Raw genomic sequence first — 26,985 nt, 5'->3', positions numbered from 1 at the left:
TCACCGGGCCACGCTGAGCGACAGCGCGAAGCGGCCCTCCGCATCCGTCCACCAGTGCGTCAGATCCAGGCCGACGGCGGCCAGTTCGGCGGTCACACCCTCCTTCCGGAACTTGGCCGAGACCTCGGTGCGCAGCTCCTCGCCCGCCGCGAAGTCCACGGCGAGGTTGAGCGCGGGCACCTTCACGGTCTGCGCGGTACGGGAGCGCAGCCGCATCTCGATCCACTCCCGCTCGGCGTCCCACAGGGCGACATGGTCGAAGGCGTCCGGGTCGAAGTCGGCGCCCAGCTCCCGGTCGACCACGGCCAGCACGTTCTTGTTGAACGCGGCCGTCACCCCGGCCGCGTCGTCGTACGCCCGGACCAGCACCTGTTCGTCCTTGACCAGGTCGGTGCCGAGCAGCAGCCCGTCGCCCGGGGCGAGCAGGGCTCGCGCGGAGGCCAGGAACGCGGCGCGTTCGGCGGGCAGCAGGTTGCCGATCGTGCCGCCGAGGAAGGCCAGCAGCCGGGGCCCGGGAGTGGCCGGCAGGGTCAGCGGGGCGGTGAAGTCGGCGATCAGCGCGTGTACTTCGAGGTCCGGGCGTTCCTCGACGAGAGCCCGGCCGGCCTGGGTGAGGGCGCTCTCGCTGACGTCGACCGGGACGTAGGCCGCGAGCGGGAGCGCGTCGATCAGATAGCGGGTCTTCTCCGACGAGCCCGAGCCCAGCTCGATCAGCGTGCGGGCACCGCTCGCGGCGGCGATCTCCCCGGACCGGGCGACGAGGATCTCCCGCTCGGCACGCGTGGGGTAGTACTCGGGCAGTTCGGTGATCTGCTCGAACAGCTCGCTGCCGCGGGCGTCGTAGAACCACTTGGGCGGCAGCCACTTGGGGGTGACGGTGAGGCCGTGCAGGACGTCGGCGCGCAGCGCGGCGTCCGTCGTGTCCTCGGGGAGGGTACGGGTGACGTGCAGGGGGCTCAACGACAGGGCTCCTTCGGTGATGGGGGTGCTTCCGCTCGAGCGGAGCCGAGAGTGGGGGAGGCCGCCGGATCCTCCAGCGGGGCGAGCAGCACGCCGGCGCGGCTCGCGGTGAGCACGGTGCGGTCGGGAACCTCCTGCCAGAGCGGGTCGTCGTCGTACGGTTCGGAGGCGACGACCGTGCCCCGGCCGGGCTCCGTGCGGTACCAGAGGGTGTCGCCCCAGGCGGTGGCGGCGATGGTGGTGCCGTCGGTGAGCAGGAGGTTCAGCCGGGAAGCGGGGGCGGCCTGCGCGAACCGGCGAACCGTCTCACCGAGGGCTTGTTCCGGTTCGTCCCCGGAGCGCAGCCGGTGCAGGACCAGTGCCCACACGAACGCCGAGTCGGTGCGGGCCTGCAGCGACAGCAGCTCGACCGGGGGCAGCGCGGACACCAGGGGTGCCGCCGCGTCCGGCCAGCCCGCGATCGCGCCGTTGTGGCTGAACAGCCACCGCCCCGCCGCGAACGGCGCCGCCGCGGCCTCCGCGTCCGCCCCCGCGAGGGTCGCGTCCCGTACGGCGGCGAGCACCGCACCGGAGCGCACCACCCGGGCCAGGTCGGCGAAGGACAGGTCGGCCCAGATCGGCCCGGCCCGCCGGTAGCGGGCCGGCACCGGATCGTCCGGGGCGTACCAGCCCACTCCGAAACCGTCGGCGTTGACCGTCCCGTACCGCTGCCGCCGTGGTGCCCACGACTGGCGGAACAGGCTGTACGCAGGCTCCACGAGGAGCCGGCCCAGCGGCTCTTCCGGCCCCAGGTAGGCGAGATGACGGCACATCAGGCGGTCTCCGAGCGGGCGGTGCGGAACCCGGAGAAGATCTGCCGCCGGACCGGGTAGTCCCAGTTGCGGAACGTGCCGCGGCAGGCCACCGGGTCCACGGCGAAGGAACCGCCGCGCAGCACCTTGTGGTCGGAGCCGAAGAACACCTCGGAGTACTCCTTGTACGGGAACGCCCGGAATCCCGGGTACGGCAGGAAGTCGCTCGCCGTCCACTCCCACACGTCGCCGATCAACTGCCGGACGCCGAGCGGTGATTCACCGGCCGGGTAGCTGCCCGCGGGGGCGGGACCGAGGTGCCGCTGGCCCAGGTTGGCGTGTTCGGGCGCCGGGTCGGCGTCACCCCACGGATAGCGCATCGAGCGGCCCGTGGCCGGGTCGAAGCGGGCCGCCTTCTCCCACTCCGTCTCGGTGGGCAGCCGCCGGCCGGCCCAGCGGGCGTAGGCGTCCGCCTCGTACCAGCACACGTGCAGCACCGGCTCGTCCGGCGGCACCGGCTCCGTGATCCCGAACCGGCGCCGCAGCCACTGGCCGCCTTCCCGGCGCCAGAACAGGGGGGCGGTGATGCCGTGCTGCCGGATGTGCGCCCAGCCCTCCGGCGACCACCAGCGCTCGCTGTCGTAGCCGGCGTCCTCGATGAACGCCTGGTACGCGGCGTTGGTGACCGGGGTGGTGTCGATCCAGAACGGCGCCACCTCCCGCGGATGCGCGGGGCGTTCGTTGTCCAGGGCCCACGGCTCGCCGGAGGTGCCCATGGTGAACGGTCCGCCGGGGACCAGGACTTCGGCGGGGCCGGTGAACGGCTGAGCCGGTTCCGGGTCCGGGGCGGTCAGGACCTGCGGACCCCTGCGGAGCTGATGGGTGATCAGCATGGTCTCGTCGTGCTGCTGTTCGTGCTGGGCGATCATCCCGAAGGCGAAGCCGGCCTCGGTCAGCCGGGTGCCACGGAAGTCCGCCGTCTCCAGCAGGTCAAGCGCCCGGCCGCGCACCTCGGCCGCGTACCGGCGGGCCTCGGCGGGCGGCAGCAGCGGCAGCGAGGGGCGCTCCGCGCGCGGATGCTCGAACGCGTCGTACAGCCTGTCGATCTCGGGCCGCATCGCCTCCCGGCCGCCGACCGCCCGCAGCAGCCACAGCTCCTCCTGGTTGCCGATGTGCGCGAGGTCCCACACCAAGGGCGACATCAGCGGGGAGTGCTGCGCGGTGAGGTCCGGCTCGTCGACGCAGGTGGTCAGCAGCGTGGTGCGGTCACGGGCGGTGGTCAGGGAGGACAGCGCGCGCTTCCGCAGCGCCTCGGTGTCCGTCTCGGCGGTCTCGGTCTCGGGGGCGGTCATGTGCGGATGTCCTTCCTCCCGTGGGCGATGGGGGTGCCCCCGGCCGGGCCCGGCCGGCGCCGGGGCGGATCCAGGGCGGGCAGCCGGTCCAGCAGGTCGTCGGCCGGGCAGCGGCCCCGGGCCACGTAGCGGTCCCGGTAGGCCGCCACGGCCTCGACGACCCGGGCAGCGGCACCGAGCCGGGGCAGCGCCTCCAGGGCCGCCTCGAAGCAGATGCCGGCGGCCTCGCACAGCTCCGGATCGGCGAGGCCGAGCCGGGCCGCGTCGACCCACAGCGGGTTGTGCGGAGCGGGCAGGTTCACGGCCCGTTCGGCGAGCGGTTTCACGGTCCGGTACGCGGTCTCGGCGGCGTGCGGATCGTCGAACAGCGCCGCCGTCACCGCGAGCGGCACGATCCAGCCGTCCGCACCGGACTGCGCGTCGATCATGCGCAGCTCCAGGTGGCCGCGCGGCCGGACCGGCGGGAACAGGGTGGTCAGGTGGTAGTCGAGGTCCGCCCGGGTGGGCGGCCGGGGCGACCGGGAGCGGGTCCACTCCCGGAAGGTGAGGCCTTCGGGCACGTGCCACGGCCCGCCGTCGTCCCGGCGGACGCACATCACCGGTGCGTCCAGCACATGCCGGGCCCAGGCGGCCCGTGGCTCGCCGTTCAGCGGGGGAGCACCGGCCCGGCCGGCGCCGATCTCCGTCCACAGCAGTTGCCGGGTGGACTGCCAGCCCGTGGGCCGGCCGCCGCTCAGCGGGGAGTTGGCGAACGCGGCCACCAGCACCGGGCCCAGCTGGTGCGCGAGCCACCAGCGCCGGGCGTGCCCCAGCGGGCCCGGCTCCTCGTGGCCGGCGTCCACGCAGACCTGGACGGAGGCCGAGGCGCACATCATGCGACGGCCGGCCGGACCCGTGCGGTCCAGGCAGGTCTCCATGGCGTCGTAGCGCGGCTCGTGCAGGAATCTGCGGGGCGCGTGCCAGGGATCGTGGCCGATGCCGGCGAGGCCGAGGCCGTCCTCGGCGAGCACGGCCCGGACGGTGTCCAGGTCGGCGGAGACGGTGTCGATGCACTCCGTCAGGGAGCCGACGGGCGGCGAGCTCAGTTCCAGCTGGCCGCCGGGTTCGACGGTGAGCGCCGACCCCAGGGGTACGGTCCGCAAGGTGGCGTAGACCGCTTCGAGCCGTTCGGGTGGGACGGGGAGCTGCGGCAGCTCCAGCGGCTGGACCAGCCACTCCAGCTCCACACCGAGGGCGCGGGGTGGTCCGGTCTTGAAGCAGATGCCCCGGACCAGGGCCTCCACCTCGGCCTCGGTGACGGCGGTGCGGTGGTCCGTACAGTCACCGCCGTTCTGTGATTCGGACATGTTTCGTGATCCTCCTGAGAGTCCACCGTGCCACCGGCCCGGGATCGGTGATCCGGACCGGCACTCGTCCCACCCAAAACCCTCGAGTCGATTCGCACAAGGGTGCGCACCCGGACGTTCCGGATCGGTCACATCCGTTTCCCTCTGTGTTTCCGGACCGTTCCGGGGGCGGGAAACTCCGTTGCACCGCCTCACCAGCATCGCCCAGGATGCGTGCGTGAGCACGACGAGAACGGACGAGACCGCTCGGGCCGTGGTCGCGGCGCCCACGGGGGTGGCGCCGTGAGCGCGCGCCTGCGCGGGATCGCCGCCGAGACGGAACGGATCGTGACGGCGGGCCGCTACCGGGCGCCGGACGGCCGGGAGATGCCGGTCGCGGAGGCGATCGAGGCCGCACGGGCGGGCACCGCGATGTTCGGCCCCGCGCCGGTGCCGGTGGAGCCGGCAGCCGGGCGCGACACCGTCATCGAGGTCACCGGTGAGAGCAGCCTGGAGGCGGCCCGCCGGCTCGCCGACGCCCCGGTCGCCGTCCTCAACTTCGCCTCCGCCCGGAACCCGGGCGGCGGCTATCTCAACGGCGCCCAGGCCCAGGAGGAGGCCCTGTGCCGCGCCTCCGCGCTGCACACCTGCCTGCTGGAGGCCCGCGCCTTCTACGACCACCACCGCGCCCACCGCGACGCGTTCTACACGGACCGGGTGATCCACTCCCCGGGCGTCCCCGTCTTCCGCGACGACCGGGGCCGGCTGCTGACCGAGCCGTTCCAGGCGGGTTTCCTGACGGCCGCCGCCCCCAACGCGGGCGTCATCCGGCGCACGGCACCGGAGCGGGTCGCGGAGCTGCCCGGCGCCCTGGCGGTACGGGCCGAACGCGTCCTGGAGACCGCCGCGGCCCACGGCTACCGCCGGCTGGTCCTGGGCGCCTGGGGTTGCGGCGTCTTCCAGAACGACCCGGCGCAGGTCGCGGGCGCCTTCCGGGCGGCGCTGGGACCCGGCGGCAGGTTCACCGGCGCCTTCGAGCACGTGGTGTTCGGGGTACTGGACCGGACACCGGGAGCCACGGTCCGGGAAGCCTTCGTGCGGGCGTTTCCCGAGTCCCGGAGCGCTGCCGCCGCCCAACCCCGGGCGTTTTCCCAGTCCCGGAGCGCCGCCTCCCCGGACCGCGCGTAGCACCTCGGCGGCCCGGCCCTGCACCGGCGTGCGGGCCGGCCGGATCGGGTTTGGGGTGCGGGTCCGGCCGGGTCGGGTTCGGTGTGCGGTCCGGTCGGCGTATCGCTTCAGCGGGCCGGTCAGGTCCAGCCGTAGCGCTCGTGCAGTCGTCGGCGGACCAGGTCGAACCGCATGCGGTCCAGCGCGCAGGCCTCCCGGCGCATGCCCTCCTCGTGCAGCCGGAGTACCCGGTCCACGTCCACCCAGGAGTCCCGGCCCGACCGGTCCCACGGTCCGCTGCCGATCGCCACCCACGCCCGGGCGCCTCTTCCCCCGCCCGCGGGCCCGGCGTCGTGCCGCTTGCTGGACAACTGCACGGCGAGGAAGGTGCCCGCCGCCTCCCGGGCGACGACCAGGACCGGGCGGTCCTTGCCCCTGCCGTCGTTCTCCTCGAACGGCACCCAGGTCCACACGATCTCGCCGGGGTCCGGGTCGCCGTCGTGGGCAGGGGAGTACTCGGTGCGCACCCGGCCGACCTCGCGCGGGTCGGCCTCGGTGGTGGCGTGCGGACCGTTGCGGCCCGGGGCGTTGTCTGCGGTGAACGTGCTCACGGGGGCACCCTAGTGCGCCGAGCCCCGGGCGCAACGGGCGGCTGCCGCAGATAGGTTGCACGGGGACGGCCAGGGTGCCGCGGGGTCGGCCGCCGGGGGCCGCGAGGCCGGTCACGTACAGGTACAGGGGGGCGGCTCGTCGGCACGCAGGGCCGGGGCCCCTGGTGAGGGACCCCGGCCCTGCGGCACCGCTCGCCGTCAGCCCTCCTGATCCACCCGTACCTTCTGCGGCGGGGGAGCGGCCACCCCGTTGAGGGACGGCGAAGTGCCGTCCACAGGCTGTCCGTTCTCGCCCATCGTGGCGAGCAGCTTGCGGGCCAGACCCAGACCCGTGCCGCCCATGGTGAGAGCCTTCGCGAACAACTCGCCCATGCCGTCGGCGCCGTTGAGCAGCACCATGTTGTCCACGTTGCCGAACGCGGACGCGCCCGCCTGGACGATCTCCGGCCACTTCTCGGCGAGTTGCTGGGCGACGACCGCCTCCTGGTTCTCGGCGAGTGCCGCGGCCCGGGCCTTGATGGCCTCCGCCTCGGCCAGACCCTGGGCCCGGGTCGCCTCGGCCTCCGCCAGACCCTTGGCCTGCGCAGCGGCGGCCTCGGCCTCACCGGTGGCCCGGGTGGCGGCGGCGGTCGCCGTACCCCGGGTCTTCGTCGCCTCGGCCTCGGCCCCCGCGGCGGTCTTCACCCGGGTCGCCTCGGCCGCGGCCGCCAGCTCGGTCTCCTTGGCCCGGGCCTCGGCCGCCGAGATCCGCGCATCGCGCTCGGCCTCGGCCAGCGTCCGCGTCTCGTAGGCCCTGGCGTCGGCCGGCTTGCGGACGTCCGCCTGGAGCTGCTGCTCACGCCGGTGCGCCTCCAGCTCGGCGACCCGCGTCTCCTGGACGACGACCTCCTGCCGGGCACCGGCCGCGGCCAGCGGGCCGGCCTGCTGGGCCTTCGCCGCGGCCTTGTCCCGCTCGGCCTGGTAGCCGGCCTGCAGGATCTCGCTGTCCCGGGTGGCCTCGGCCATCCGCGCCATCGACTGCTGTTCGGCCTCGGTGGCCAGCCGGTTCGCCTCCGCCTGTGCGATGCGGGCGTCCCGCTGGACGGCCGCGGCGTGCGGCATAGCCAGGTTCTGGATGTAGCCGGTCGGGTCCTCGATCTCGTGGATCTGCAACGAGTCCACGATCAGGCCCAGCTTCTCCATCTCCGTGCCGCAGGCCGCCCGGGTCTGACCGGTCAGCTTGTCCCGGTCGCGGATCATGTCCTCGACCGTCAGCCCGCCCACGATGGACCGCAGATGACCGGCGAAGACGTTGTGCACCCGCTCCGACATCAGCCGCTGCTGGTCCAGGAAACGGCGGGCGGCGTTAGCGATCGACACGAAGTCGTCGCCCACCTTGAAGATGACCACGCCCCGCACCTTCAGCGGAATGCCCTGGTGCGTCACGCAGTCCACTTGCAGCTCGGTCTCGTTCAGGTCCAGCGACAGCTTGCGCACCGCCTGCACGCCGGGCAGTACGAGCGTGCCCCGCCCGGTGACGATGCGGAAGCCCATACCTTCCTCGATGCCCTCGGTGCGGTGCTTGGACCCGGAGATGATGAGCGCCTCGTTCGGCTCGGCGACCCGCCACATCATCTTGAACAGACCGATCAGCACGAGGACGGCAACGACGACCGCCCCCGCAACGACGCCGACCATCATCGGCATACGCCCCCTTTGCATTGGTGCCCTCTCGGCACCGAACGAAGGGAGTGTGCGCCTGCCCCGGCGCCGGGTGAAGACGCTGACGAAACCTTGTTGCAATCTTGACGCACGCCGCCCACCTGCGGGTACACGTGCTCAACTGTCGTACGCCGCCGTGACGTAGACGGTCCGCGGCGGCAGGTGCTCCACCACCATCACCACCGTGCCCGCAGTGATCCGGGACGTGCCGTCGGCCGGGTGGGCGAGGAAGTGCTCCGCGCCCCCGCGCACCCGCACGATCACCTCGCCCACCAGACCGGGCCCCACCGTCCCCGTCACCCGCCCCATCAGCCCGACCATCGACGCGTCGCCCATGGCCACAGACTACGGGCGGAACACCGTCACGCGGCCGGCCGGTCCGCGTCCGCCCGCTGCGGCGGCCACCGTTCGTGCCAGCGCAGGTCCGCCTCCAGCTGGGCGGCAAGCGACACCAGCAGGGGCTCGCTGTTGGCCGGCCCAAGCAGCTGCGCACCCACCGGAAGACCAGGACCGGCGAACCCGGCGGGCACGTTGACGCCCGGCCAGCCCAGCACGTTCCACGGCCAGGCGTATGGGCATGCGGCGATCATCGCGCGGTCCGTGGCCAACCCGCCCAGCTTGGACAGGGCGCCGATCCGGGGCGGGGGAGCGGCCGTCGTCGGCGCGAGGATCACGTCGTACGACCGGAAGAACGCGCCGATCCGCCGGTGCAGCACGGCCTCGGCGCGCCGGGCGATCCGCAGCGGGGCCCCGGCGAGCAGCCGGCCGAGCCGGGCAGCGCCCCGGGTGCGCGGGTCGAGCAGGGCGGGGTCGGGGGCCTCGCTGACCCGCTCGGCGATCCCGGCGGTGGCCCGCGGCACGAAGGTGAGCCCGATCTGGCCGTACGGCGGATCGGCCTCCTCGACGTCATGCCCCAGACCCGCGAGTTTCTCGGCCAGTTCGAGGATCCGGGCCCGGATCTCCGGATGCAGCCGGGCCGGTACGGCGGTGAACGGCGGCTTCAGGGACAGGGCGATGCGCAGCCGGCCCGGGTCGCGGCCGACCGCGTCCGCGACGGTCAGCGCGGGCGGCCGGTGCGGGTCCCGGTCGTGGTTGCCGCTCGCCGCGTCCAGCAGCAGGGCCGCGTCGGCGACCGTACGGGCCAGGGTGCCGTTGACCGTGATGCCCTGGAAGGACTCGCCCCAGGGCCAGGTCGAGATCCGCCCGCGCTGCGGCTTGATGCCGATCAGATGGGTCCAGGAGGCCGGGATGCGCACCGAGCCGGCGCCGTCCGAGCCGAGTGCGGCCGGCACGAGACCCGCGGCGACGGCGGCCGCCGAACCGCCGGAGGACCCGCCGGGCGTGTGCCCGGTGTGCCAGGGGTTGCGGGTCTCCCCGAACGCCGGGCCCTCGGTGAACGGCCACTGCCCCAGCTCACAGGTGTTGGTCTTGCCGATGATCACGGCACCGGCCGCACGGAGCCGGCGTACCGCCTCCCCGTCCGCGGCCACCGGCGGAAATTCACCCGCGCAGCCGAACGCGGTCGGCTCGCCCGCCACGTCCATGTCGTCCTTCACCGCCACCGGCACCCCGAGCAGCGGACGCCGCACACCGGCCGCCAACTCGCGGTCGGCGGCCTCCGCTTCGGCGAGCGCGGCTTCGGCGCGCACGATCCGGAAGGCGTTCAGCGAGGGCTGTGTGGCCTCGATCCGGGTCAGCGCCTGCTCCACCAGCGCAACCGCGGTCACCTCCCCGTCGGCGAGGGAACGTCGGGTGTCCGCGAGACCTGCGGCACGGTCGGGCGTCATGGGGGAGCACCTCCGGGAGGCTCCGGGCACGATGTCTACCGAACGGTAACGTCAGATCGGGGTCGGCGTACGGTTTTCGCACAGGTGTCTCGAAGAAGTCGGCACCATGGCGGACCTCACTGCGCGAGCAGCCGCCGCAGCCATCCCGCGCGTGCCGCCCGGGCCGTGCGGGACAGGGCCGCCTCGGGGACGAGGGTGTCGAAGCCGTGACAGCCGCCCGGCCAGACGTGCAGCTCGGCCACGCCGCCGGCCTGCCAGATGCGTGACGCGTAGCCGACCACCTCGTCCCGGAAGGTCTCCGCCGAGCCGACGTCGAGGAAGGCCGGGGGCAGGCCGCGCAGGTCGGCGGCGCGGGCGGGCGCCGCGTACGGGGAGACGCCGGGGCCCCCGCGGCGGTCACCGAGCAGAGCGGTCCACGCGGTCTCGTTGGCGGTCCGGTCCCAGACGCCCCGGCCGGCCATCTGGGTGCTGGAGACGGTGTCGTTGCGGTCGTCCAGCATCGGTGACATGAGCACCTGGCCGCTGAGACGCGGGCCCTCCCGGTCCCGGGCGAGCAGGGCGAGAGCCGCGCAGAGGCCGCCGCCCGCGCTGGCCCCCGCGACCACGATCCGGTCCGGGTCGGCGCCCAGTTCTTTCGCGTGCTCCGCGGTCCACAGCAGTCCGGCGTACGCGTCCTCGACCGGGGCCGGGTGCGGGTGTTCGGGCGCGAGCCGGTAATCCACCGACACGACGACCGCTCCCAGTTCGCGCGCCCAGGCCAGGGGCTCGGTCACGCCGGCCCGGTTGGTGCCGGCCACCAGGCCGCCGCCGTGCACGTGGTAGATCACCGGCAGGGCGGCCGCGGCCGGGGCGGAGGCGGGACGGCACAGGAGAAGGGACACGTCGGGGGCGCCCTCGGGTCCGGGGACCGTACGGTCCTCCGTCTCGAACGCGCCGTCCAGGGTGAGGTCGAACAGCTCGACGGCCGTGCTCTCCCGGGCGGCATCGAGGTCGTCCAGGGTGAAGCCGGGCTCGATCACGCCCCGGAACCGCTCCAGTGCGGTGGCGAGCTCCGGATCGAACGGTGGCGGGACCAAGGGCATGGCTTCTCCTCCCGTGAGTCGTCGTCCGGCGGACGGCCGTGCGCCGGGCCGGTGCCCCGGCCGGGCACGGTGGCAGGGCTCGGCCGGGCACCGTGGCGGTGCGATCGTCGTACGGCCGTGGCGGGGCCACGGTCGTACGCTGCCGTGCCGGCCGGCGGTCCGGTGCCGCGCCACGCGCCGGCGACGGACCGCCGTGTGCGGTCATGACCCCCCTACCCCGTCGCGGACGAAGTGCGACTTACCGGCGCCGGCTGACCGGCGCCAGGGCGGAGGGCGTGTACCGGCGCAGTGCTCCGGGCGTCCGGCCGGCACGGGGCCGGTCCGCGCACGGCCGGCGGCACGGCAAAGGGCCGGAGCCCGAGCGGGCTCCGGCCCTGAGCGGGACCGTGGGGGTCAGGCCGCGGCGGCCTCGCCCACGTTGCCGTGCAGACGGGCCACGACCTCGGTCAGCTGGGCGGCGACCTCGGCGTCGTCGACCGGGTGGGTCTCGGCGAAGCGGGTCACGGAGCCGGGGATGGACAGCTTGATGTCCTCGATCACCTTGCCGCCGGCGATGCCCACGGCCTTGCGGGTGTCGTCCTGGGCCCACACACCGCCGTACTGGCCGAAGGCGGTGCCGACGACGGCGACGGGCTTGCCGCCGAAGGCGCCGGCGCCGTACGGGCGGGACAGCCAGTCGATGGCGTTCTTCAGCACGGCCGGGATGGTGCCGTTGTACTCGGGCGAGAAGAGCAGGAAGGCGTCGGCGCCCTGGGCGGCCTCGCGCAGCTTCGCGGCGGCGGCCGGGACGTCGCCCTCGACGTCGATGTCCTCGTTGTAGAACGGCACGTCGGCCAGGCCCTCGAAGAGCTCGACCTCCGCGCCCTCCGGCGCGAGCTTCACGGCGGCCTCCGCGAGCTGACGGTTGTGCGAACCGGCGCGGAGGCTGCCGACGAGCGCGAGGATGCGAACAGACATGGGAACTCCAAGAGGCTGAAACATCGCTGTGACGATCCGGACCGGGGTCCGGTTAGATGTGTATCACTGTAAACGGACCGCGGTCCAGTTTTGTTCCCGATGCTTTACGCTGTCTTCATGTCCAGCGCCCTGCCGCCCTTTCCGCCTCAAAAACCCCTTGACGTGTCCCCGTTGCTGGAGGTCGGCACGGCGCCCGAGGAGCCGTGTCTGCGTGCCGACGCGGCGCGCAACCGGGCCCGGCTGCTGGACGCCGCCGCCCGGCTGATCGCGGAGCACGGGGTGGCCGGGGTCACCATGGAGGCGGTCGCCGCGGCGGCCAAGGTGGGCAAGGGCACGGTGTTCCGGCGGTTCGGTGACCGCACCGGGCTGCTGATGGCCTTGCTCGACCACTCCGACCGGCAGCTTCAGGCCGACTTCCTGGGCGGGCCCCCGCCACTGGGACCCGGCGCCCCGCCGCTGGAGCGGCTGCGGGCATTCGGCCCGGCGGTGCTGTACCGCTCGGCCGAGCGGCTGGACCTGCAGCTCGCCGCACAGCCGGAGCCCACCCGCCGCTTCTCCCATCCGGCGGTCCAGGCCCTGCGCATCCACCTCGTCATGCTGTTGCGGCAGATCGTGCCGGACGCCGACTGCGAACTGCTCGCCCAGACGCTGCTGGCCTCGCTCGACCCCGCGCTGATCCACTACCACACCCGGCAGCGCGGGATGCCGATGGAACGGCTGGCGGCCGGCTGGATCGACCTGGTCGACCGGGTGACCGGCGCCCGGCCGCCCCGCTGAGGCAGGGGCCTGGGCCCGGCCACCCGCTGAGGCAGGTCCTGGGCCCGGCCACCCGCTGAATCAGGTCCTGGGCCCGGCCACCCCGCTGAGGCAGGGTCCGTCGCCCGGCCGCCCCGCTGAGCACTGTGCACTGTGCACCGGTCGCCCCGCCCGTTCCCGGCCCCCGCGGCTCTGCCAAGATGCGGTCTGTCATGGTGCAGATACCGAACACGCCCACGAGTGCCGATGTGGCCCGCCTGGCAGGCGTCTCGCGCGCGACCGTCTCCTACGTCCTGAACAACACCAGTGCCGTACGGATCAGCGAACCGACGCGCCGGCGGGTCCGCGAGGCTGCCCGGGAACTGGGCTATGTGCCGCACGCCGCCGCCCGCAGCCTGCGTGCCGGACACAGCCGCATCGTCCTCATGCCCGCCCCGGCCGTCCCGGTCGGGCCCCTCTACGGCAGGTTCCTCAACGAACTCCAGTGGGCGCTCGGCCGTCTCGACTACACCGTCGTCCAGTACGGCAGCGTCGGCCTGCAGGGCGACGAAGCCGCCCGCGCCTGGGCGGAGTTGCGGCCGGTCGCCGTCCTGGTGCCCGGAGCCGGCGTCGGCCCGGAGGGTGTCGCGGTCCTCAAGCGGTCCGGCGCCCGGGCCGTGGTGACCGTCGGCCCGGAACGTGTCGACGGAGCGCACGCCCTGCTGATGGACCACGACGCCGTCGGCCACTGCGCGGGCGCCCACCTCCTCGCCCGGGGCCGGCGCCGTATCGGTGTCGTCGTACCCGGGGAACCGGGTCTGGAGCTCTACTCGCGGCCCCGGCTCGCCGGGGTCCGCCAGGCCCTGCACGGTACGGACGCGACCGTGACGGAGCTGCCGCTCGCCTACACCGAGGAGGCCGCCGCCGAACTGGCCGCCCGGTGGCCCGGGACGGGCCTGGACGCGGTGTTCGCCTACAACGACGAATACGCCATGCTGCTGATGCGCGCCCTTCAGGACGAGGGGGTGCGCATCCCTGAGGACGTGGCCCTGATCGGCGCCGACGACCTGATGCTCGGCCGGCTGCTGCGGCCCCGGCTCAGCACCGTCCACATCGCGCTGCCCTCGGGCCGCGACCTCGCCGAACTGGTCGACCGTGCCGTGCGCGACCCCGGAGCGGAGCCCGAGGTGCACGCCGTGCTGGGCGCCTCGGTGGTCCGGCGCGAGTCCACCTGAACCGGCCCCGCGCCCGCACGCGCTCCTGCTCCTACCGCTGTTCCTGCTCCTGCTGCTCCTGCCCGTGCTGCCCCTGCTGCTCCTGCCCCTGCTGGTCGGCGATGCTCTTGCGGACCTCGTCCATGTCGAGGTTGCGGGCCTGCCCGATGAGGTCCTCCAGGACCGGCGCGGGCAGGGCGCCCGGCTGGGCGAAGACCGCCACCTGGTCACGGACGATCATCAGCGTCGGGATCGACTGGATCCCGAAGGCCGCGGCCAGCTCCGGCTGTGCCTCGGTGTCCACCTTGCCGAACACCAGGTCGGGGTTGTCCTGGGCCGCCTTCTCGTACACGGGCGCGAACTGCCGGCACGGCCCGCACCAGGTCGCCCAGAAGTCGATGAGAACGAACTCGTTCTCGGAGACCATCTGGTCGAAGTTCTCCTTGGTCAGCTCCACGGTGCTGCTCATGGCGTGATTCCCGCTTCCTGGTGTAGGGAGTGTGCCGACGGCGGAAACACGGCCGCCGGGGCACCTATTCCACCTGCGTCCGCCGGCGTTCCGCGCGCGTACCCCTGTGGCCGGTGCGCACACCACCCACCAGACTGGCCCCATGACGGAAACGGAATCCAACGTGTACGACGTCGTGGTGCTCGGTGGCGGTCCGGTGGGGGAGAACGTCGCGGACCGCACCCGCGCGGCCGGTCTCACCACCGCGGTCGTGGAGAGCGAACTGCTCGGCGGCGAGTGCTCCTACTGGGCCTGCATGCCCAGCAAGGCCCTCCTCAGGCCGGTGATCACCCAGGCCGACGCCCGCCGCCTGCCCGGTCTCGCGCAGGCCGTGCAGGGCCCGCTGGATACACCGGCCGTGCTGGCCCGGCGGGACGAGTACACCTCCCACTGGAAGGACGCCGGCCAGGTCGCCTGGCTGGAGGGGACGGGCGCCGACCTGTACCGCGGTCAGGGCCGGCTGGCCGGACCCCGCACCGTGACCGTCACCGGCCCCGACGGCACGGTCACCACGCTCACCGCCCGGCACGCCGTCGCCGTCTCCACCGGCACCCGCGCCCAGCTGCCCGACCTGCCCGGACTCGCCGAGGTGAAACCCTGGACGAGCCGCGAGGCGACCAGCGCCCAGGCGGCCCCCGGCCGGCTGGTCGTCGTCGGCGGCGGCGTCGTCGCCACCGAGATGGCCACCGCCTGGCAGGCGCTGGGCTCGCGGGTCACCCTGCTGGTCCGCGGCAAGGGCCTGCTGAATCGCATGGAGCCGTTCGCCGGGGAACTGGTCGCCGAGGCCCTCGGCGAGGCGGGCGTCGACGTCCGCACCGGCACCACGGTCGAGTCCGTCACCCGCGAGAACGGCACGGTCGTGGCCGTCACCGGCACCGGCGACCGTATCGAGGCCGACGAGATCCTCTTCGCCACGGGGCGTGTCCCGCACACCGACGACATCGGCCTGGACACCGTCGGCCTGGAGCCCGGCTCCTGGCTCGATGTGGACGACAGCCTCCTCGTCACCGGCACCGACTGGCTGTACGCGGTCGGCGACGTCAACCACCGGGCCCTCCTCACCCACCAGGGCAAGTACCAGGCGCGGATCGCCGGCGCCGCGATCGCCGCCCGCGCCGCCGGCACCCCCCAGCTGGACGAGCCGTGGGGAGCCCACGTGGCCACTGCCGACCACCACGCCGTACCGCAGGTCGTCTTCACCGACCCCGAGGCCGCCGCCGTGGGTCTCTCCCTCGCCGAGGCGGAACAGGCCGGCCACCGCGTCCGCGCCGTCGACGTCGAGTTCGCCTCCGTCGCGGGCGCGGGCCTGTACGGCGACGGCTACAAGGGCCGGGCCCGCATGGTCGTGGACCTGGAGGACGAGATCCTGCGCGGGGTCACCTTCGTCGGCCCCGGCGTCGGCGAACTCATCCACTCGGCCACCATCGCGGTCGCGGGACGCGTCCCGGTCGGCCGGCTCTGGCACGCGGTCCCGTCGTACCCGACGCTCAGCGAGGTGTGGCTGCGGCTCCTGGAGGCGTACCGGGACAACTGAGCCACGGATCAGGGCAGATCGAAGCCCAGGGCCTCGGCCGCCGCCTCCGGCGCCGGCTGGGCCCACAGGGCCGCCACCGCCTCGTTGGTCGACAGGGAGCGCAGTTCCGCGCGGTCCAGGTACAGCGTGCCGTCGAGGTGGTCCGTCTCGTGCTGGACGATCCGGGCCGGCCACCCGGTGAACACCTCGTCCAGCGCGCGGCCGTGCTCGTCCGTGCCCTGCAGCCGCACCTCGGCGTGCCGGGCCACCACCGCCTGCCAGCCCGGCACGCTCAGACACCCCTCGAAGAACGCGGCCCGGGCCCGGCCGACCGGCTCGTACACCGGGTTGACCAGCACCCGGAACGGCTGCGGGACCCGGCCGCGCGCCCGGGCGACCTCCTCCGGCACCGGCGCCGGGTCCTCGATGACCGCGATCCGCAGCTCCACGCCGACCTGTGGAGCGGCGAGACCCACGCCGGGTGCCGCGTGCATGGTGACGCGCAGGGCCTCGACGAACCGGGCCAGCAGCGCAGGTCCCAGCTGACCGTCGTACGGCTCGGTGCCGCGCCGCAGCACCGGCCGGCCGGCCGCGACGATGGGCAAGGGGCCGCCGGTGGCGAGGAGTTCCTCGACCCGCTCGGCGAGCGGAGTGTCATCACGGGGAGGTGCCATCGCGTCAGCATGCCACGCGCCCCCGCCCCTACCTGTGGCACACGTCACCAACACCCCGGGGAACTCAGCCCCTTCGCGGTCCGACTACTGGACCGCCATCGCCTCCGCGCCGATGGTCCGCTCACCACACCGAGTCCCCGGAGACACCCCCCGATGACGACCGCTCCCCCGGCCACCCCGGCCGAGGCGTCCCGCCCCGCCGCTCGCAGCCGCTGGGCCACCCTGCGCCCCCTCGTGCTGCGCCTGCACTTCTACGCCGGCGTGCTGATCGCACCCTTCCTGCTGATCGCCGCCGTCACCGGCCTGCTGTACGCGGGCTCCTTCCAGGCCGAGAAGCTCGTGTACGACCATGAGCTGACCGTTCCCGTCGGGACGCGCGAACTGCCCGTCTCCGCCCAGGTGGCCGCCGCCCGCAAGGCCCACCCCGAGGGGACCGTCGCGGCCGTACGCCCGTCCCCCGAGGCCGGTGCCACCACCAGGGTGCTGCTCTCCGGCGTCGAGGGCGTCGACCCCGAGCACACCCTCGCCGTGTTCGTCGACCCGTACACCGGCAAGGTCCGCGGGGCGCTCGAACAGTACGGCTCCACCGGTGCGCTGCCGCTGCGCACCTGGATCGACGAGCTGCACCGCGATCTGCACCTCGGCGAGACCGGCCGGCTCTACAGCGAGCTGGCCGCGAGCTGGCTGTGGGTCATCGCGGGCGGCGGCCTGGTGCTGTGGTACTCCCGGCGCCGCGCCCTGCGCAGGGTCCGCGGCACCAGCGGCCGGCGCCGCACCCTCGGCCTGCACGGCACGGTCGGCGTCTGGACCGCCGCCGGGTTCCTGTTCCTGTCCGCGACCGGACTGACCTGGTCGGCATACGCGGGCGCCAACATCGACGAGCTGCGCACCTCGCTCGGCCAGGCCACCCCGTCCATATCGGCGGCCGTGGCCGGCGGCGAGCACGCGGGTCACGGCACGGCCGCGGGCAGCGGCGGCACGGCCGAGCACGGCGTGGGCCTGGACAAGGTTCTCGCGGCGGCCCGGGCCAAGGGCCTCGGCGACCCCGTGGAGATCGTGCCGCCCGCGGACGCGAACAGCGCCTACGTCGTCAAGCAGGTCCAGCGCAGCTGGCCCACGAAGGCCGACTCCGTCGCCGTCGACCCGGCCACCGGCCAGGTCACCGACGAGCTGCGGTTCGCCGACCACCCGGTGCTCGCCAAGCTCACCCGCTGGGGCATCGACCTGCACACCGGTGTCCTGTTCGGCCTCGGCAACCAGATCGCCCTCGCCCTGCTGGCGCTGGCCCTCGTCCTGCTCATCCTCTGGGGCTACCGCATGTGGTGGCAGCGCGGCCGGGGTTCCGCCTTCGGGCGCCCGATCCCGCGCGGGGCCTGGGCCGAGGTGCCGCCCCACGTCCTCGTACCGGCCCTTGCGGCCGTCGCGGTGCTCGGCTGGTTCGTGCCGCTGCTCGGCATCCCGCTGGCCGGATTCCTCGCCGTCGACATCGTCCTCGGCGAGATCGCGTACCGGCGCGGGCGTCGCGGCCCCGGGAGTGCCACCGGTGTGAAGTGACCGAGGACCGACGGGTGCTGCGAGTCCTGCCCGACATCACGGGCACGGACACCGGCGGTCGAGAAGACCGAGGGGGCCCGGTCCCCGCCAGGGACCGGGCCCCACGCCGCGACGGCTGACTCCGGCGGCCTCACCCGGGCGGAACCGGCGGCTCGTCCCCGCGGGCTCATTCCTCGGGGAAGTCGCCCGCGAGTGCCGAGGCGATCCGCAGGTGCGGCTCCGCCTCCTCGTGCCGGGCCTGCCGCTGGAGCGTACGGCCCAGCATCAGCCGGGCGTAGTGCTCCACCGGATCCCGCTCCACGATGACCCGCAGCTCGGCCTCGGCGCGGCTCAGCTGGGCCGAGTGGTAGTAGGCGCGGGCCAGCAGCAGCCGGGGCCCGGTCTGCTCGGGCACCTCCTCGACCAGCCCGGCCAGCACCCGCGCCGCACCCGCGTAGTCCTTCGCGCCGAAGAACGACTGCGCGCGCTCCCAGCGCTCGGCGGCGGTGCCGTGGCCGTAGTACGTGCTCTCCACCTGCGTCTCCACTCGTGACCTCCTTCGACGGCCACAACGGGACGCGATTGTTCAATATTCCACCACCTTTGGGCGGCCGGCTGCGTGCACGGCTACGAAGGAGCGGGCGCGGGTTTCGCGATCGCGCGGCGCTCCGGACGCCAGGTGGTGACGAGGGCCGCCGCGAGCAGCAGCTCGGCGATGTCACCGCCGTAGTACATGATCTCGGCGCCGCCCTGGACCTCGGGCACCGGAGCGTGGACATGCACCCAGAATCCGCCGTACATCAGCTGTGCGACCACCGCGTGCACCGCGATGGCGCACCCCAGACAGACCAGCCGGACCCGCACCCCGGGGCGGGCCGGGGCCGGGTCCGGGCCGGCGACGGAGTGCGCGAACAGGCACCCCGACAGCAGGAAGTGCGCGTGCAGCAGCCAGTATCCGGCAGGGTGGGCCATGACGGAGTCGTGGAGCGGGGTGAAGTACAGGACCGGGAGGCTGCCCGTGGACAGCAGCAGGGCGACGGCCGGACGGGTGAGCAGGTGGGCCGGGCCGCTGTGCAGGACGGCGGTGACGCGGCGGGCACGAGACGCGGGAAGCGTCCGCAGGAGCAGGGTGACCGGGGCGCCGAGCACCAGTGCCGGCGGGGCGTACATGCCGATGAGCAGGTGCTGGGTCATGTGACCGCGGAAGTCGTGGTGCGCGAAGGGCGCGAGGGGCGGCAGCAGCGCCGCCGCGAGAAGGGCCAGGCCCGCGGTGAAACTGACGGTACGCCAGGGGTTCCAGGCCCGTGCCGGATTCCTGCGGTTCGCCCGGTGCGCCAGCAGCAGATAGCCGCCGGCGCACAGCAGCAGGGGCAGCAGCGGCAGCAGGATCTCCGGCGCGCCGCCGCTCTCGTGGTGATGCATGGGCATCGTGCCGTGGCCCATCAGCGGGCGTGTCCCGTCCGTCCGGCGCGAGCCGCCGGATCGAAGGACCGTCCACTGCGCCGCAGGAGCCCGCCGCCGGCCAGCAGCAGCGCACCGAGGACGAGGAAGCCGATGTCCCACCAGAGTTGGTACCGCCCGCCGTGCACGTGGTGGATCCCGAGGACGTGATGGTCCAGCACGCCCTCGACGAGGTTGAACAGACCCCACCCCGCCAGGATCCAGCCCCACAGCACCCGGGACGCCCACACCTGGCGCCGGCCGGTGGTCACCCGGGCGTACAGGACGGCGAGTCCACCGAGGACGGCGAGCCAGCACACGGTGTGGAAGACGCCGTCCCACAGGGTGTTCATCTGCAGCCCGGAAACGGTGTGCGGGTCGTAGTACTTCACACCGATGCGGTCGTGATCGGTGCTGGTGAGCATGTGATGCCACCGCAGGAGCTGGTGGAGCAGGATGCCGTCGAGGAATCCGCCGAGCCCCACCCCCAGCAGTATCCCGGGCAGTTGGAGACTGGCGGGTGCCGTCATGGCACGGGTGTCGCGCACGGTGGTTGCCATCGCTCCTCGTCTCGGTCGATCGCGCGGTCGGTTCCCTGGTCGATCAGGCTGACTACCGAGACCTATCAGCTCACCGGCTCCACCGCTGCGGCACGCCCGGCCATGTGTGAGTGGCGGGGAACGGGTGAACCTGTCCGACTCCGGGTGCCGCCCTGGTCACACGTGGTTACACGGCCGGAGGAAGGAGAAAGCCGGCGGCACCCCTCCCGGCGAGCGGATCCGGGCCGAGGCGCCCATGGAGCCCGGCGACGCACTGGCGATCGCGGAAGGGGTATGCGCCGCGCTCATCGCCGCGCACCGGGCGCGGGTCGTCCACTACGACATCAAGCCGCACAACGTGATGCTCACCCCCGACGACCACGTGAAAGTCGTCGACTTCGGGATCGCCGGATTCCTGCAGGCCGTCCACGCCTGCCCCCGGGCCGCACTCCGGCGCCCCGGGCGCAGCGGATGGCCGAGCGCGCGACGACCGTCATCGGCCCCGGCGCCGGACGCCCGCCCGGTCCGCCGGCACTCCGGCGGCGCCGTACGATGCGCATCCGTGCCGTACCGTGCCGGACGCCAAGGCCCTGCTCGGCGCGCCAGGTTCGTCCCTGGTATCAGGCGAAAGGCTGAAAAGCCATAACTTGAACGGTTTGTTCTGCGTTTCACCGGCTGCGGGTGAGTACCCGCGACCGTATCTGGAAGGCAGGGAACCGATGAAGCGGGCTACCCGAAACAGTTTGATCGCCGTTGCCGCCGCCTCGGGGGCGATGGCAGTGGCGGGGCCGGTGCACGCCGATTCCACCGCGGACGGTGCCGCGGGCGGCTCGCCCGGGCTGATCTCCGGCAATGGCATCCAGTTGCCGGTGCACGTCCCGGTGAGTGTGTGCGGGAACACCGTGAACGTCGTGGGGCTGCTCAACCCCGCCGTGGCCAACCGCTGCGCCAACCAGGGCGGCCACGCCGGGAAGGAGCAGCCGACCAAGGCGTCGGCCGGGGCCACCGCCACCAGCACGGAGCAGGGCTCGCCGGGCGTCATCTCCGGCAACGGGATCCAGCTTCCGGTCGACGTGCCCGTGAACGTCAGCGGCAACAGTGTGAACGTGGTGGGCATCGGCAATCCCGTGGTCGGCAACACGTCCGTCAACACGTCGGACCGGCCCGACGAACCCGTCCGTGCCACGCCGTCCCCGAAGCCGCCCACGCCGCCGACCCGCTCCAAGCCTCCCGTCAAGCCCGAGCCGCAGGTGAGCCGGCCGGCTCCGGAGCCGACTTCTCCCATGGTGCGGACGCAGATGCCCGGCACGCTCGCGCACACCGGAGCGGACGGCACCTGGGTGGCTGCCGGTGCGAGCCTGGCGTCGCTGGCGAGCGGCATCATGCTGTACCGGCGCTTCCGCTCGGGCGCGACCGGCCGGGAAGGCTGATCCCGGCCGCCCCGCCGGCAGTCGCGGGGCGGCCGTGCGCCGACGTACCGGACCGGCCACGGCCCGCTGCGCCACGGGCCGTGGCCGCGGCGGACCGTGTCAGCCCGTGGTCTCGCGGCGGGCGCGGCAGGCGCTGACCGTGGTCCGGCCGGCGCGGGCGTCGCAGCACAACCGCCCAGCCCGTCCGCGGACGGCTGCGGCGGCCCCCGTCCTCGCGGACGCGCCGCATGACGGGACCGGAGCGACCACTCTGACAGCCGACGGTTTCACCACCCGGTGAACAGCAGGTGGTTGAGCAGGAGCGCGAGCACCGCCTGCGCCGTGAGCCAGACCCGCGGCCGGGGCAGGAGCGCGCAGACCGGGAGCAGCCACATCGCGAACGGCAGCCAGATGCGCTCCGTCTCCGCCTTGCTCATCCCGGACAGATCCGCGATCAGCAGGGCGAGCAGGGCCGCCGTCACCAGCAGCACGCACCGGGCCTCGGCCGCGGGAACCGTGCGGCGGCGGGCGAGCACCACTGCGGCCCGCCGCAGCCCCGCCGCCGTGGCCAGGCCGGTGATCAGCACCGTGCAGGCCAGGTTGGCCCACACCCAGTAGCCGTACGGGCGGGTGCCGCCGACTCCCTGGTAGTAGCGCGTGACCAGCAGCCGGTACCCCTCCCACCAGTCGAACCCGGCGCACGCGAACGCCACCGGCACGACCGCCGCCCCGGCCAGGAACAGGAGCAGCAGCACCGGTCGCTCGCGGACCCGGCGCCTGCCCGCCCACAGCACCGCCGCGCCGATCAGCGCGAAGAGCGTGAGGCCGTACGAGAGAGAGCAGGTCAGGCCGAACAGGAGGCCGCTGCCCGCCGCCCAGGCCACGGACCGTCCGGTCACCGCGAGGGCCAGCAACGCCACGGACCAGGCGGCGACCGCCGCGAAGTACCCGTCGGCCGATGCGCCCACCCACACGGCGGCCGGCGCCATCGCCAGGAAGGGCGCCGCCCGCCGGGCCAGGGTCTCGTCGGCCACGGCCCGCACCGTCACCAGCACCGCCGCACAGGCGGTCGCCCCGACGGTGATGCACCACGCGCCGGCCCAGCCGCCGCCGCCCAGGCCGGCCCGGTCCAGGAGGACGAAGGTGAGGGTGGCCGCCGGGGGATGTCCGGCGATGTGCGCGGGCCAGGGATCGGGGGAGCCGCTCACGATGTGGTGGGTGAAGTCGCGCAGGGCGGCCGGAATGTCGGAGAAGCGGCCGACGACCGTGAGGTACTCGTTGCGGCTGGTGAGCCGGCCGGCCACGCCCCGCTGCCAGCCGTCGGCCAGCGCCAGTGACCATGTCCAGGCCAGGGCCGTGCCCCAGGCCGCGAGCAGCAGCCCCCGCCACGGCAGCCGCGCGGCGAGGGCCGGCCCGTACGCCACCACGCCGGCCGCCACCAGCACCGCGGCCGCCGTGCCCGGACCCACGTGCGGGTCCCACTCGGCGAACAGGGGCGGCCAGTGGACGAACAGCGTGCGGTGGGCGTCCTGGATGTGCCGGCCCACGAGCACGGCGACGAGGACGAGCAGGGCGGCGGCAGCAGCGGCACAGAGGTCGGCGCACGGGACGGCACACCGGTCACGGAGGCGCGGGCCGGGACACCGGTCACGGAGGGAAGGCTGGGTCACACCGGAACGCTAGGTCGGCGTCCGGGGGAAGGAACGGACCGGCGGCCCGACGTCAGCGTTTCGTCATGGGTCGCGCACCGCTCCACCGGCGCCTCCCGGCCTACCGTCGGATCATGCGAGACGACCGGCCACACCTTCCCTCGTCCCCCGGCTTCTGGCGCAGCCCGCTGCGCGGCACCTGGTTCACCTCGGTGCTCGGCCTCGTGCTGCTCGTGGGCATCACGGTGCTGTTCGTGACGGGCCTGGTGTCGTACGCCGCCTACAACCCGAACCTGGACCCGGTGAACGACCAGACCCCGGGCAAGGGGATCCTCGGCTTCTATCTCTTCGCCTGGCCGACGAACCCGCACTGGCTGTACCGGGCCACCCAGGGACTGCACGTCACCCTCGGCATCACCCTGATCCCGGTCCTGCTGGCCAAGCTGTGGTCGGTGGTGCCGAGGCTGTTCGCCCTGCCCCCGGCCCGCTCGCTCGCGCACGCCCTGGAGCGGGTCTCCCTGTTGCTCCTGGTCGGCGGCGGCCTGTTCGAGTTCACGACCGGCGTCCTCAACATCCAGCTCGACTACGTCTTCCCGGGCTCCTTCTACCCGTTGCACTTCTACGGCGCGTGGGTGTTCTTCGCCGCGTTCGTCGCGCATGCGGTGCTGAAAGTGCCGACGGCCGTACGGAATGTCCGCCGCCGGCGCAGAGGGCAGGGGGAGGCCGTGTCCGCCGGGCCTCGCGGCGGAAAACTGCCGGCGTCTGTCCCGCCGGAGGAAGGGGACCTGGTGTCGCCCCGGCCGCAAGAGGGGGACTTGGCGTCGCCCCGGCCGGCGGAAGGGGACCTGGTGTCACCCCGGCCGGACCCGCCGACCGTGTCCCGGCGCGGCGCCCTGTGGTTCGTCGGGGGTGCCTCGCTGCTGCTGTTCGCCACGACCGTGGGACAGAGCATCGGAGGCACGCTGCGCCGGACCGCCCTCCTCGCGCCGCACGGCGGGGCCGAACCCGGCAGCGGGCCGAACGGCTTCCAGATCAACAAGACCGCCGCGTACGCCGGGATCGACGCGGCGGAGACCGGCGAGGAGGCATGGCGGCTCCTCGTCACGGGACGCACCGGGACGGTCCGCCTCAGCCGCGCCGACCTGCTCCGCATGCCGCTGCACAGCTCGGCGCTGCCCATCGCCTGCGTCGAGGGCTGGTCGACGGCGGACCAGTGGTGGCGGGGGGTGCGACTACGCGATCTCGCCGCGCTCGTCGGCCACGACGGCGACCCGCCGGACGTGTTCGTGGAATCCCTCCAGCGGCACGGCGCCTTCCGTCACGCGGCCCTGCGCGCCAATCAGGTCGCCGACCCGCGCTCCCTGCTCGCCCTGTACGTCAACGGCGAGGAACTGTCCCCCGACCACGGCCACCCGGCACGGATCATCGTGCCCGCCGCACCCGGTGTGCTCAACACCAAGTGGGTGGCCCGGCTGACCTTCGGAGACCTGTGATGCGCCCGCGCCCGCCCCTCGGCAACCCCCTCCAGATCCTGCTGCTGGCCTGCTCGTTCGCGCTGGCCGGCTATGCCGGGGTGCGGCTGTTCGCCGACGACTGGACGGCCGTGGCCCTGTGGCTGGTGGGGGCGGCCCTGCTGCACGACCTCGTGCTGCTGCCGCTGTACTCGCTCGTGGACCGGGCGCTCGTACACGGACTCGGCGCCGCCCGGCGCCGGGAGTGGAGCCTGTACGTACGTGTCCCGGCCGCGCTGTCCGGACTGCTGCTGCTCGTGTGGTTCCCGCTGATCAGCGGGACGGTGGACCGGCGTTACCGGACCGCCACCGGCCTGTCCGCGGACGGCTACCCGGCCCGCTGGCTGCTGATCACCGCGGTGCTCTTCGGCGGCTCGGCGCTGCTCCTGGGGCTGCGGCTGCGCAGGGCCACGAAACGGCGCCCGCCGGCCGTCCACTGACCGGCCCGGACCCAGCCCCGGGCGTACCGCAGCAGGGCGGGGGTGCCCACCCGCGCCCACGGGAACACTCCTCCGCCGCCGCTACCTGCGACGGTGACGTCGACGACCTGCACCTCGGCCAGCTCGTCGACGTCCACCGCGGCCGTCTCGGCGATCAGCAGACCGCCGGGGGAGAGGAGCCGGGCGGCCCGGTCCAGCAGGGCGCGCGGGTCGCCGCCGATCCCGATGTTGCCGTCCATGAGCAGGACGGTGCCCCAGCGTCCCTCGCCGGGCAGCGGCTCGAAGACCGAGCGGCGCAGGGCCCGTTCTGCCCCGAGCGCTCGGCTCCGCCCGAGCGGCTGAGACCCCAGTCGCCGCACGGTGTGGTCGACGGCGGTCTCACTGACGTCGATACCGAGGACGGTACGGCCCCGGGCGGCCAGTTCCACCACCAGCCGTCCCGGTCCGCAGCCGACGTCGAGCACCGCGCCCTCGCACCGGTCCAGCACCGCCCGGTCCACCGCGTCCGCCCGAGCGCACCACCGCTCGACCTCCAGCGGCAGCAGCCAGCCGTCGGCACGGCGCAGGAACAGCGGGCCGTGCCCGGCGCGCAGGGCGGCGGCGTACGGGTCGGCCCCGGCCCAGGCGACGGCGGGCGGGGCGCTCATCGCCCGGTCCCGGGTCCGGCGTGTGCCGTGCACCGGGCCAGCCGGGCGGCGAACCGGCCGTGCGGCGCCAGCACGGCCACCGCCGCCGCGTCGGCGGCGGTGTCCACGTCCCGCAGCCGGGGCAGGTCGCGCACCCGCAGCCCCGCCGCCTCCAGCCGCCGCCGCTGGACGGCGCCCGTCTCCGGCGTGGACATGGGCACGCCCCGCAGCAGCGCCGGATCGGGCTCGGCCAGCCCGAGCGCCCAGAAGCCGCCGTCCTCCGCCGGCCCGAAGCAGGCGTCGTACCCCGCGAAGTCCACGGTGAGCAGCTCCGGGGTCACCTGGGGGGTGTCCATGCCGATGAGCAGGGCGGGACCGGCACAGCGGGCGAACGCGTCGGCCAGCCGGGCGTCCAGGCCGCCCGCGCACTGCGGCACGACGTCGAAGCCGGGCGGCAGCCACGGACCGGGGGCGCCGTCGAGCACCAGCACGCGCCGGGTCGCGGGAGCGGCCGCCACGGTGTGCAGGGTGTCGGCGAGCGCCGCCTCGGCGAGCGCCGCCGCATCGACGGGGGTGAACGGCGGCGTGAGCCGCGTCTTGACCCGCCCGGGCACCGGTTCCTTGGCGATGACGAGCAGGGTGGTCACCGTACGGCCCTCCCGCCCGCCGGCGGCTCGGCCAGGACGCGGCTCATGTCCCGCACCGCCTGCCAGGTGCCGCGCCAGGTGCCGGTCACCTTGGAGACGCCGGTGCGCGGCAGATAGGGCACGTCGTGCTCGGCGATCCGCCAGCCCGCGTCGGCCGCGCGCACCACCATCTGGAGCGGATAGCCGCTGCGCCGGTCACTGAGACCGAGCGCGAGCAACGGCTCCCGGCGTGCGGCGCGCAGCGGCCCGAGGTCGTGCAGGCGCACTCCGGTACGGCGGCGCAGCATCCGCGCGAGCGCGAAGTTGCCGGCCCGGGCGTGCGCGGGCCAGGCGCCCGGACCCCGCGCCCGCCGGCGCCCGAGCACCAGATCGGCCTCGTCGTCGAGGACTTCACGCACGAAGGGCACGAGGAGCCCGGGGTCGAGGGAGGCGTCGCAGTCGCAGAAGCAGACGACGTCGGCGGTGGCGGCGGTCAGCCCGGCGTGGCAGGCGGCACCGAAACCGCGCAGCGGCTCGTGCACGACGGTCGCCCCGAGGCGACGGGCGATGTCCGCCGAGCCGTCGGAGGAGCCGTTGTCGACCACGAGGGCACGCCAGCCCGCCGGAATCCGGGCGAGCACCCAGGGCAGGGCCTCGGCCTCGTCGAGGCAGGGCAGCACCACGTCCACACTCCCCGGAGCTGAAGGTGTCGAGGGATTCACGACGTTCACCCTACGAATGAGAACCGGGCATAACGGACAGCCGCTCCTTACGAAACGCGGACGCCGGGGGCGGAGCCGGGCCCGGGGTGCGACACCCGCGACGACCCGGTGCG

The 26,985-nt window shown here is 74.1% G+C and carries 28 protein-coding genes; 9 read left to right on the top strand and 19 right to left on the bottom strand.

The genetic code is table 11. From position 1 onward, the window contains the following. The 4 genes from egtD to egtA are packed head-to-tail and all read right to left on the bottom strand — an operon-like array spanning position 1 to position 4,449. Positions 1-960, bottom strand: coding sequence for an L-histidine N(alpha)-methyltransferase (gene egtD / locus ACZ4SF_RS09760; protein WP_468380695.1), 960 nt, complete (start codon positions 958-960; stop codon positions 1-3). Further along, positions 957-1,772, bottom strand: coding sequence for an ergothioneine biosynthesis protein EgtC (egtC, locus tag ACZ4SF_RS09755; protein WP_468380693.1), 816 nt, complete (start codon positions 1,770-1,772; stop codon positions 957-959). Before egtC ends, egtD begins: the two co-directional genes overlap by 4 nt. After that, positions 1,772-3,103: an ergothioneine biosynthesis protein EgtB gene (gene egtB, locus ACZ4SF_RS09750; RefSeq protein ID WP_468380690.1), complete on the bottom strand. Its 1,332-nt coding sequence runs from the start codon at positions 3,101-3,103 to the stop codon at positions 1,772-1,774. The genes egtC and egtB overlap by 1 nt, the downstream gene beginning before the upstream one ends. Further along, complete coding sequence (gene egtA / locus ACZ4SF_RS09745; protein ID WP_468380687.1) at positions 3,100-4,449, bottom strand: ergothioneine biosynthesis glutamate--cysteine ligase EgtA; 1,350 nt, start codon at positions 4,447-4,449, stop codon at positions 3,100-3,102. Before egtA ends, egtB begins: the two co-directional genes overlap by 4 nt. A gap of 282 nt (positions 4,450-4,731) precedes the next feature. Here egtA and ACZ4SF_RS09740 point away from each other — a divergent pair, with 282 nt between their 5' ends. After that, positions 4,732-5,616 carry a TIGR02452 family protein gene (locus tag ACZ4SF_RS09740; protein WP_468380684.1) on the top strand — a complete coding sequence of 295 codons (885 nt, stop codon included), beginning with the start codon at positions 4,732-4,734 and terminating at the stop codon, positions 5,614-5,616. Positions 5,617-5,735: 119 nt separating this feature from the next. Here ACZ4SF_RS09740 and ACZ4SF_RS09735 read toward each other — a convergent pair whose 3' ends face one another. The 6 genes from ACZ4SF_RS09735 to ACZ4SF_RS09710 form a co-directional block, all read right to left on the bottom strand. Continuing rightward, positions 5,736-6,206 (bottom strand): type II toxin-antitoxin system PemK/MazF family toxin, encoded by a 471-nt coding sequence (locus ACZ4SF_RS09735; RefSeq protein WP_468380681.1) that lies wholly within the window; start codon positions 6,204-6,206, stop codon positions 5,736-5,738. Between the two features lie 198 nt (positions 6,207-6,404). Next, entirely contained in the window at positions 6,405-7,892 is a 1,488-nt protein-coding gene (locus tag ACZ4SF_RS09730) for an SPFH domain-containing protein (RefSeq protein WP_468380678.1), read from the bottom strand. Between the two features lie 132 nt (positions 7,893-8,024). Continuing rightward, positions 8,025-8,243: a hypothetical protein gene (locus ACZ4SF_RS09725; RefSeq protein WP_468380675.1), complete on the bottom strand. Its 219-nt coding sequence runs from the start codon at positions 8,241-8,243 to the stop codon at positions 8,025-8,027. 26 nt (positions 8,244-8,269) lie between these two features. Next, positions 8,270-9,694, bottom strand: coding sequence for an amidase (locus ACZ4SF_RS09720; RefSeq protein ID WP_468380673.1), 1,425 nt, complete (start codon positions 9,692-9,694; stop codon positions 8,270-8,272). Positions 9,695-9,810: 116 nt separating this feature from the next. Further along, positions 9,811-10,776 carry an alpha/beta hydrolase gene (locus ACZ4SF_RS09715; protein ID WP_468380670.1) on the bottom strand — a complete coding sequence of 322 codons (966 nt, stop codon included), beginning with the start codon at positions 10,774-10,776 and terminating at the stop codon, positions 9,811-9,813. Between the two features lie 393 nt (positions 10,777-11,169). Next, the gene (locus tag ACZ4SF_RS09710) at positions 11,170-11,733 is read right to left on the bottom strand and encodes an NAD(P)H-dependent oxidoreductase (RefSeq protein ID WP_468380667.1); all 564 of its coding nucleotides are present in this window, start codon (positions 11,731-11,733) and stop codon (positions 11,170-11,172) included. 99 nt (positions 11,734-11,832) lie between these two features. On the opposite strand from ACZ4SF_RS09710, the gene ACZ4SF_RS09705 reads away from it, so the two are divergent. Together ACZ4SF_RS09705 and ACZ4SF_RS09700 are read left to right on the top strand one after the other, a co-directional pair. Further along, a complete protein-coding gene (locus tag ACZ4SF_RS09705; RefSeq protein WP_468380665.1) occupies positions 11,833-12,510 on the top strand; it encodes a TetR/AcrR family transcriptional regulator in 678 nt (225 codons plus the stop codon). A gap of 179 nt (positions 12,511-12,689) precedes the next feature. Then, positions 12,690-13,703 carry a LacI family DNA-binding transcriptional regulator gene (locus ACZ4SF_RS09700; protein ID WP_468380662.1) on the top strand — a complete coding sequence of 338 codons (1,014 nt, stop codon included), beginning with the start codon at positions 12,690-12,692 and terminating at the stop codon, positions 13,701-13,703. A 31-nt stretch (positions 13,704-13,734) separates the two neighbouring features. On the opposite strand, the gene trxA is transcribed toward ACZ4SF_RS09700, so the two are convergent. Beyond that, positions 13,735-14,151 (bottom strand): thioredoxin, encoded by a 417-nt coding sequence (gene trxA / locus ACZ4SF_RS09695; protein WP_468380659.1) that lies wholly within the window; start codon positions 14,149-14,151, stop codon positions 13,735-13,737. Between the two features lie 142 nt (positions 14,152-14,293). Between trxA and ACZ4SF_RS09690 the strand changes: the two genes are divergently transcribed. Then, positions 14,294-15,724, top strand: a complete 1,431-nt coding sequence (locus ACZ4SF_RS09690; RefSeq protein ID WP_468380657.1) for a dihydrolipoyl dehydrogenase family protein — start codon at positions 14,294-14,296, stop codon at positions 15,722-15,724. Positions 15,725-15,732: 8 nt separating this feature from the next. On the opposite strand, the gene ACZ4SF_RS09685 is transcribed toward ACZ4SF_RS09690, so the two are convergent. Then, complete coding sequence (locus ACZ4SF_RS09685; protein ID WP_468380654.1) at positions 15,733-16,377, bottom strand: peptide deformylase; 645 nt, start codon at positions 16,375-16,377, stop codon at positions 15,733-15,735. Positions 16,378-16,530: 153 nt separating this feature from the next. Between ACZ4SF_RS09685 and ACZ4SF_RS09680 the strand changes: the two genes are divergently transcribed. After that, positions 16,531-17,931, top strand: a complete 1,401-nt coding sequence (locus ACZ4SF_RS09680) for a PepSY-associated TM helix domain-containing protein (protein WP_468380652.1) — start codon at positions 16,531-16,533, stop codon at positions 17,929-17,931. A gap of 166 nt (positions 17,932-18,097) precedes the next feature. On the opposite strand, the gene ACZ4SF_RS09675 is transcribed toward ACZ4SF_RS09680, so the two are convergent. The 3 genes from ACZ4SF_RS09675 to ACZ4SF_RS09665 form a co-directional block, all read right to left on the bottom strand. Further along, on the bottom strand, positions 18,098-18,445 hold the full coding sequence (locus tag ACZ4SF_RS09675) for a tetratricopeptide repeat protein (RefSeq protein ID WP_468382435.1): 348 nt from the start codon (positions 18,443-18,445) through the stop codon (positions 18,098-18,100). Positions 18,446-18,537: 92 nt separating this feature from the next. Continuing rightward, entirely contained in the window at positions 18,538-19,353 is an 816-nt protein-coding gene (locus ACZ4SF_RS09670) for a cytochrome c oxidase assembly protein (protein WP_468380649.1), read from the bottom strand. Continuing rightward, positions 19,353-19,910, bottom strand: coding sequence for a DUF2243 domain-containing protein (locus ACZ4SF_RS09665; RefSeq protein WP_468380646.1), 558 nt, complete (start codon positions 19,908-19,910; stop codon positions 19,353-19,355). Before ACZ4SF_RS09665 ends, ACZ4SF_RS09670 begins: the two co-directional genes overlap by 1 nt. Before the next feature lie 235 nt (positions 19,911-20,145). Here ACZ4SF_RS09665 and ACZ4SF_RS09660 point away from each other — a divergent pair, with 235 nt between their 5' ends. After that, entirely contained in the window at positions 20,146-20,535 is a 390-nt protein-coding gene (locus ACZ4SF_RS09660; RefSeq protein WP_468380643.1) for a protein kinase domain-containing protein, read from the top strand. After that, complete coding sequence (locus ACZ4SF_RS09655; RefSeq protein ID WP_468380640.1) at positions 20,462-21,319, top strand: chaplin; 858 nt, start codon at positions 20,462-20,464, stop codon at positions 21,317-21,319. Before ACZ4SF_RS09660 ends, ACZ4SF_RS09655 begins: the two co-directional genes overlap by 74 nt. A gap of 266 nt (positions 21,320-21,585) precedes the next feature. On the opposite strand, the gene ACZ4SF_RS09650 is transcribed toward ACZ4SF_RS09655, so the two are convergent. Continuing rightward, a complete protein-coding gene (locus ACZ4SF_RS09650; protein WP_468380637.1) occupies positions 21,586-22,968 on the bottom strand; it encodes a hypothetical protein in 1,383 nt (460 codons plus the stop codon). A gap of 113 nt (positions 22,969-23,081) precedes the next feature. Here ACZ4SF_RS09650 and ACZ4SF_RS09645 point away from each other — a divergent pair, with 113 nt between their 5' ends. Both ACZ4SF_RS09645 and ACZ4SF_RS09640 read left to right on the top strand, forming a co-directional pair. Beyond that, positions 23,082-24,440: a molybdopterin-dependent oxidoreductase gene (locus ACZ4SF_RS09645; RefSeq protein ID WP_468380634.1), complete on the top strand. Its 1,359-nt coding sequence runs from the start codon at positions 23,082-23,084 to the stop codon at positions 24,438-24,440. Next, positions 24,440-24,898, top strand: coding sequence for a hypothetical protein (locus ACZ4SF_RS09640; RefSeq protein ID WP_468380631.1), 459 nt, complete (start codon positions 24,440-24,442; stop codon positions 24,896-24,898). The genes ACZ4SF_RS09645 and ACZ4SF_RS09640 overlap by 1 nt, the downstream gene beginning before the upstream one ends. Here ACZ4SF_RS09640 and ACZ4SF_RS09635 read toward each other — a convergent pair. Genes ACZ4SF_RS09635 through ACZ4SF_RS09625 form a run of 3 tightly spaced genes read right to left on the bottom strand, consistent with a single transcriptional unit; the run spans position 24,787 to position 26,872 of the window. Continuing rightward, a complete protein-coding gene (locus ACZ4SF_RS09635) occupies positions 24,787-25,545 on the bottom strand; it encodes a class I SAM-dependent methyltransferase (RefSeq protein ID WP_468380628.1) in 759 nt (252 codons plus the stop codon). The genes ACZ4SF_RS09640 and ACZ4SF_RS09635 overlap by 112 nt on opposite strands. Further along, positions 25,542-26,171 carry a TIGR04282 family arsenosugar biosynthesis glycosyltransferase gene (locus ACZ4SF_RS09630; RefSeq protein WP_468380625.1) on the bottom strand — a complete coding sequence of 210 codons (630 nt, stop codon included), beginning with the start codon at positions 26,169-26,171 and terminating at the stop codon, positions 25,542-25,544. Before ACZ4SF_RS09630 ends, ACZ4SF_RS09635 begins: the two co-directional genes overlap by 4 nt. Continuing rightward, positions 26,168-26,872, bottom strand: a complete 705-nt coding sequence (locus tag ACZ4SF_RS09625) for a glycosyltransferase family 2 protein (protein ID WP_468380622.1) — start codon at positions 26,870-26,872, stop codon at positions 26,168-26,170. Before ACZ4SF_RS09625 ends, ACZ4SF_RS09630 begins: the two co-directional genes overlap by 4 nt. Positions 26,873-26,985 lie beyond the last annotated feature (113 nt).

The sequence above is a fragment of the Streptomyces sp. NPDC027663 genome (genome assembly GCF_055566415.1).
The sequence above is the reverse complement of the archived record's forward strand: the minus strand, read 5'-3'. Positions and strand labels throughout refer to the sequence as shown.

What these genes read in the sequence shown, in the direction of transcription:
- egtC (WP_468380693.1), bottom strand. Translation starts at nt 1,772, where the DNA reads ATGTGCCGTCATCTCGCCTACCTGGGGCCGGAAGAGCCGCTGGGCCGG.
- egtB (WP_468380690.1), bottom strand. Translation starts at nt 3,103, where the DNA reads ATGACCGCCCCCGAGACCGAGACCGCCGAGACGGACACCGAGGCGCTG.
- egtA (WP_468380687.1), bottom strand. Translation starts at nt 4,449, where the DNA reads ATGTCCGAATCACAGAACGGCGGTGACTGTACGGACCACCGCACCGCC.
- ACZ4SF_RS09730 (WP_468380678.1), bottom strand. Translation starts at nt 7,892, where the DNA reads ATGCCGATGATGGTCGGCGTCGTTGCGGGGGCGGTCGTCGTTGCCGTC.
- ACZ4SF_RS09725 (WP_468380675.1), bottom strand. Translation starts at nt 8,243, where the DNA reads ATGGGCGACGCGTCGATGGTCGGGCTGATGGGGCGGGTGACGGGGACG.
- ACZ4SF_RS09720 (WP_468380673.1), bottom strand. Translation starts at nt 9,694, where the DNA reads ATGACGCCCGACCGTGCCGCAGGTCTCGCGGACACCCGACGTTCCCTC.
- ACZ4SF_RS09715 (WP_468380670.1), bottom strand. Translation starts at nt 10,776, where the DNA reads ATGCCCTTGGTCCCGCCACCGTTCGATCCGGAGCTCGCCACCGCACTG.
- ACZ4SF_RS09710 (WP_468380667.1), bottom strand. Translation starts at nt 11,733, where the DNA reads ATGTCTGTTCGCATCCTCGCGCTCGTCGGCAGCCTCCGCGCCGGTTCG.
- ACZ4SF_RS09705 (WP_468380665.1), top strand. Translation starts at nt 11,833, where the DNA reads ATGCTTTACGCTGTCTTCATGTCCAGCGCCCTGCCGCCCTTTCCGCCT.
- ACZ4SF_RS09700 (WP_468380662.1), top strand. Translation starts at nt 12,690, where the DNA reads ATGCGGTCTGTCATGGTGCAGATACCGAACACGCCCACGAGTGCCGAT.
- trxA (WP_468380659.1), bottom strand. Translation starts at nt 14,151, where the DNA reads ATGAGCAGCACCGTGGAGCTGACCAAGGAGAACTTCGACCAGATGGTC.
- ACZ4SF_RS09690 (WP_468380657.1), top strand. Translation starts at nt 14,294, where the DNA reads ATGACGGAAACGGAATCCAACGTGTACGACGTCGTGGTGCTCGGTGGC.
- ACZ4SF_RS09685 (WP_468380654.1), bottom strand. Translation starts at nt 16,377, where the DNA reads ATGGCACCTCCCCGTGATGACACTCCGCTCGCCGAGCGGGTCGAGGAA.
- ACZ4SF_RS09680 (WP_468380652.1), top strand. Translation starts at nt 16,531, where the DNA reads ATGACGACCGCTCCCCCGGCCACCCCGGCCGAGGCGTCCCGCCCCGCC.
- ACZ4SF_RS09670 (WP_468380649.1), bottom strand. Translation starts at nt 19,353, where the DNA reads ATGGGCCACGGCACGATGCCCATGCATCACCACGAGAGCGGCGGCGCG.
- ACZ4SF_RS09665 (WP_468380646.1), bottom strand. Translation starts at nt 19,910, where the DNA reads ATGGCAACCACCGTGCGCGACACCCGTGCCATGACGGCACCCGCCAGT.
- ACZ4SF_RS09660 (WP_468380643.1), top strand. Translation starts at nt 20,146, where the DNA reads ATGGAGCCCGGCGACGCACTGGCGATCGCGGAAGGGGTATGCGCCGCG.
- ACZ4SF_RS09645 (WP_468380634.1), top strand. Translation starts at nt 23,082, where the DNA reads ATGCGAGACGACCGGCCACACCTTCCCTCGTCCCCCGGCTTCTGGCGC.
- ACZ4SF_RS09640 (WP_468380631.1), top strand. Translation starts at nt 24,440, where the DNA reads ATGCGCCCGCGCCCGCCCCTCGGCAACCCCCTCCAGATCCTGCTGCTG.
- ACZ4SF_RS09635 (WP_468380628.1), bottom strand. Translation starts at nt 25,545, where the DNA reads ATGAGCGCCCCGCCCGCCGTCGCCTGGGCCGGGGCCGACCCGTACGCC.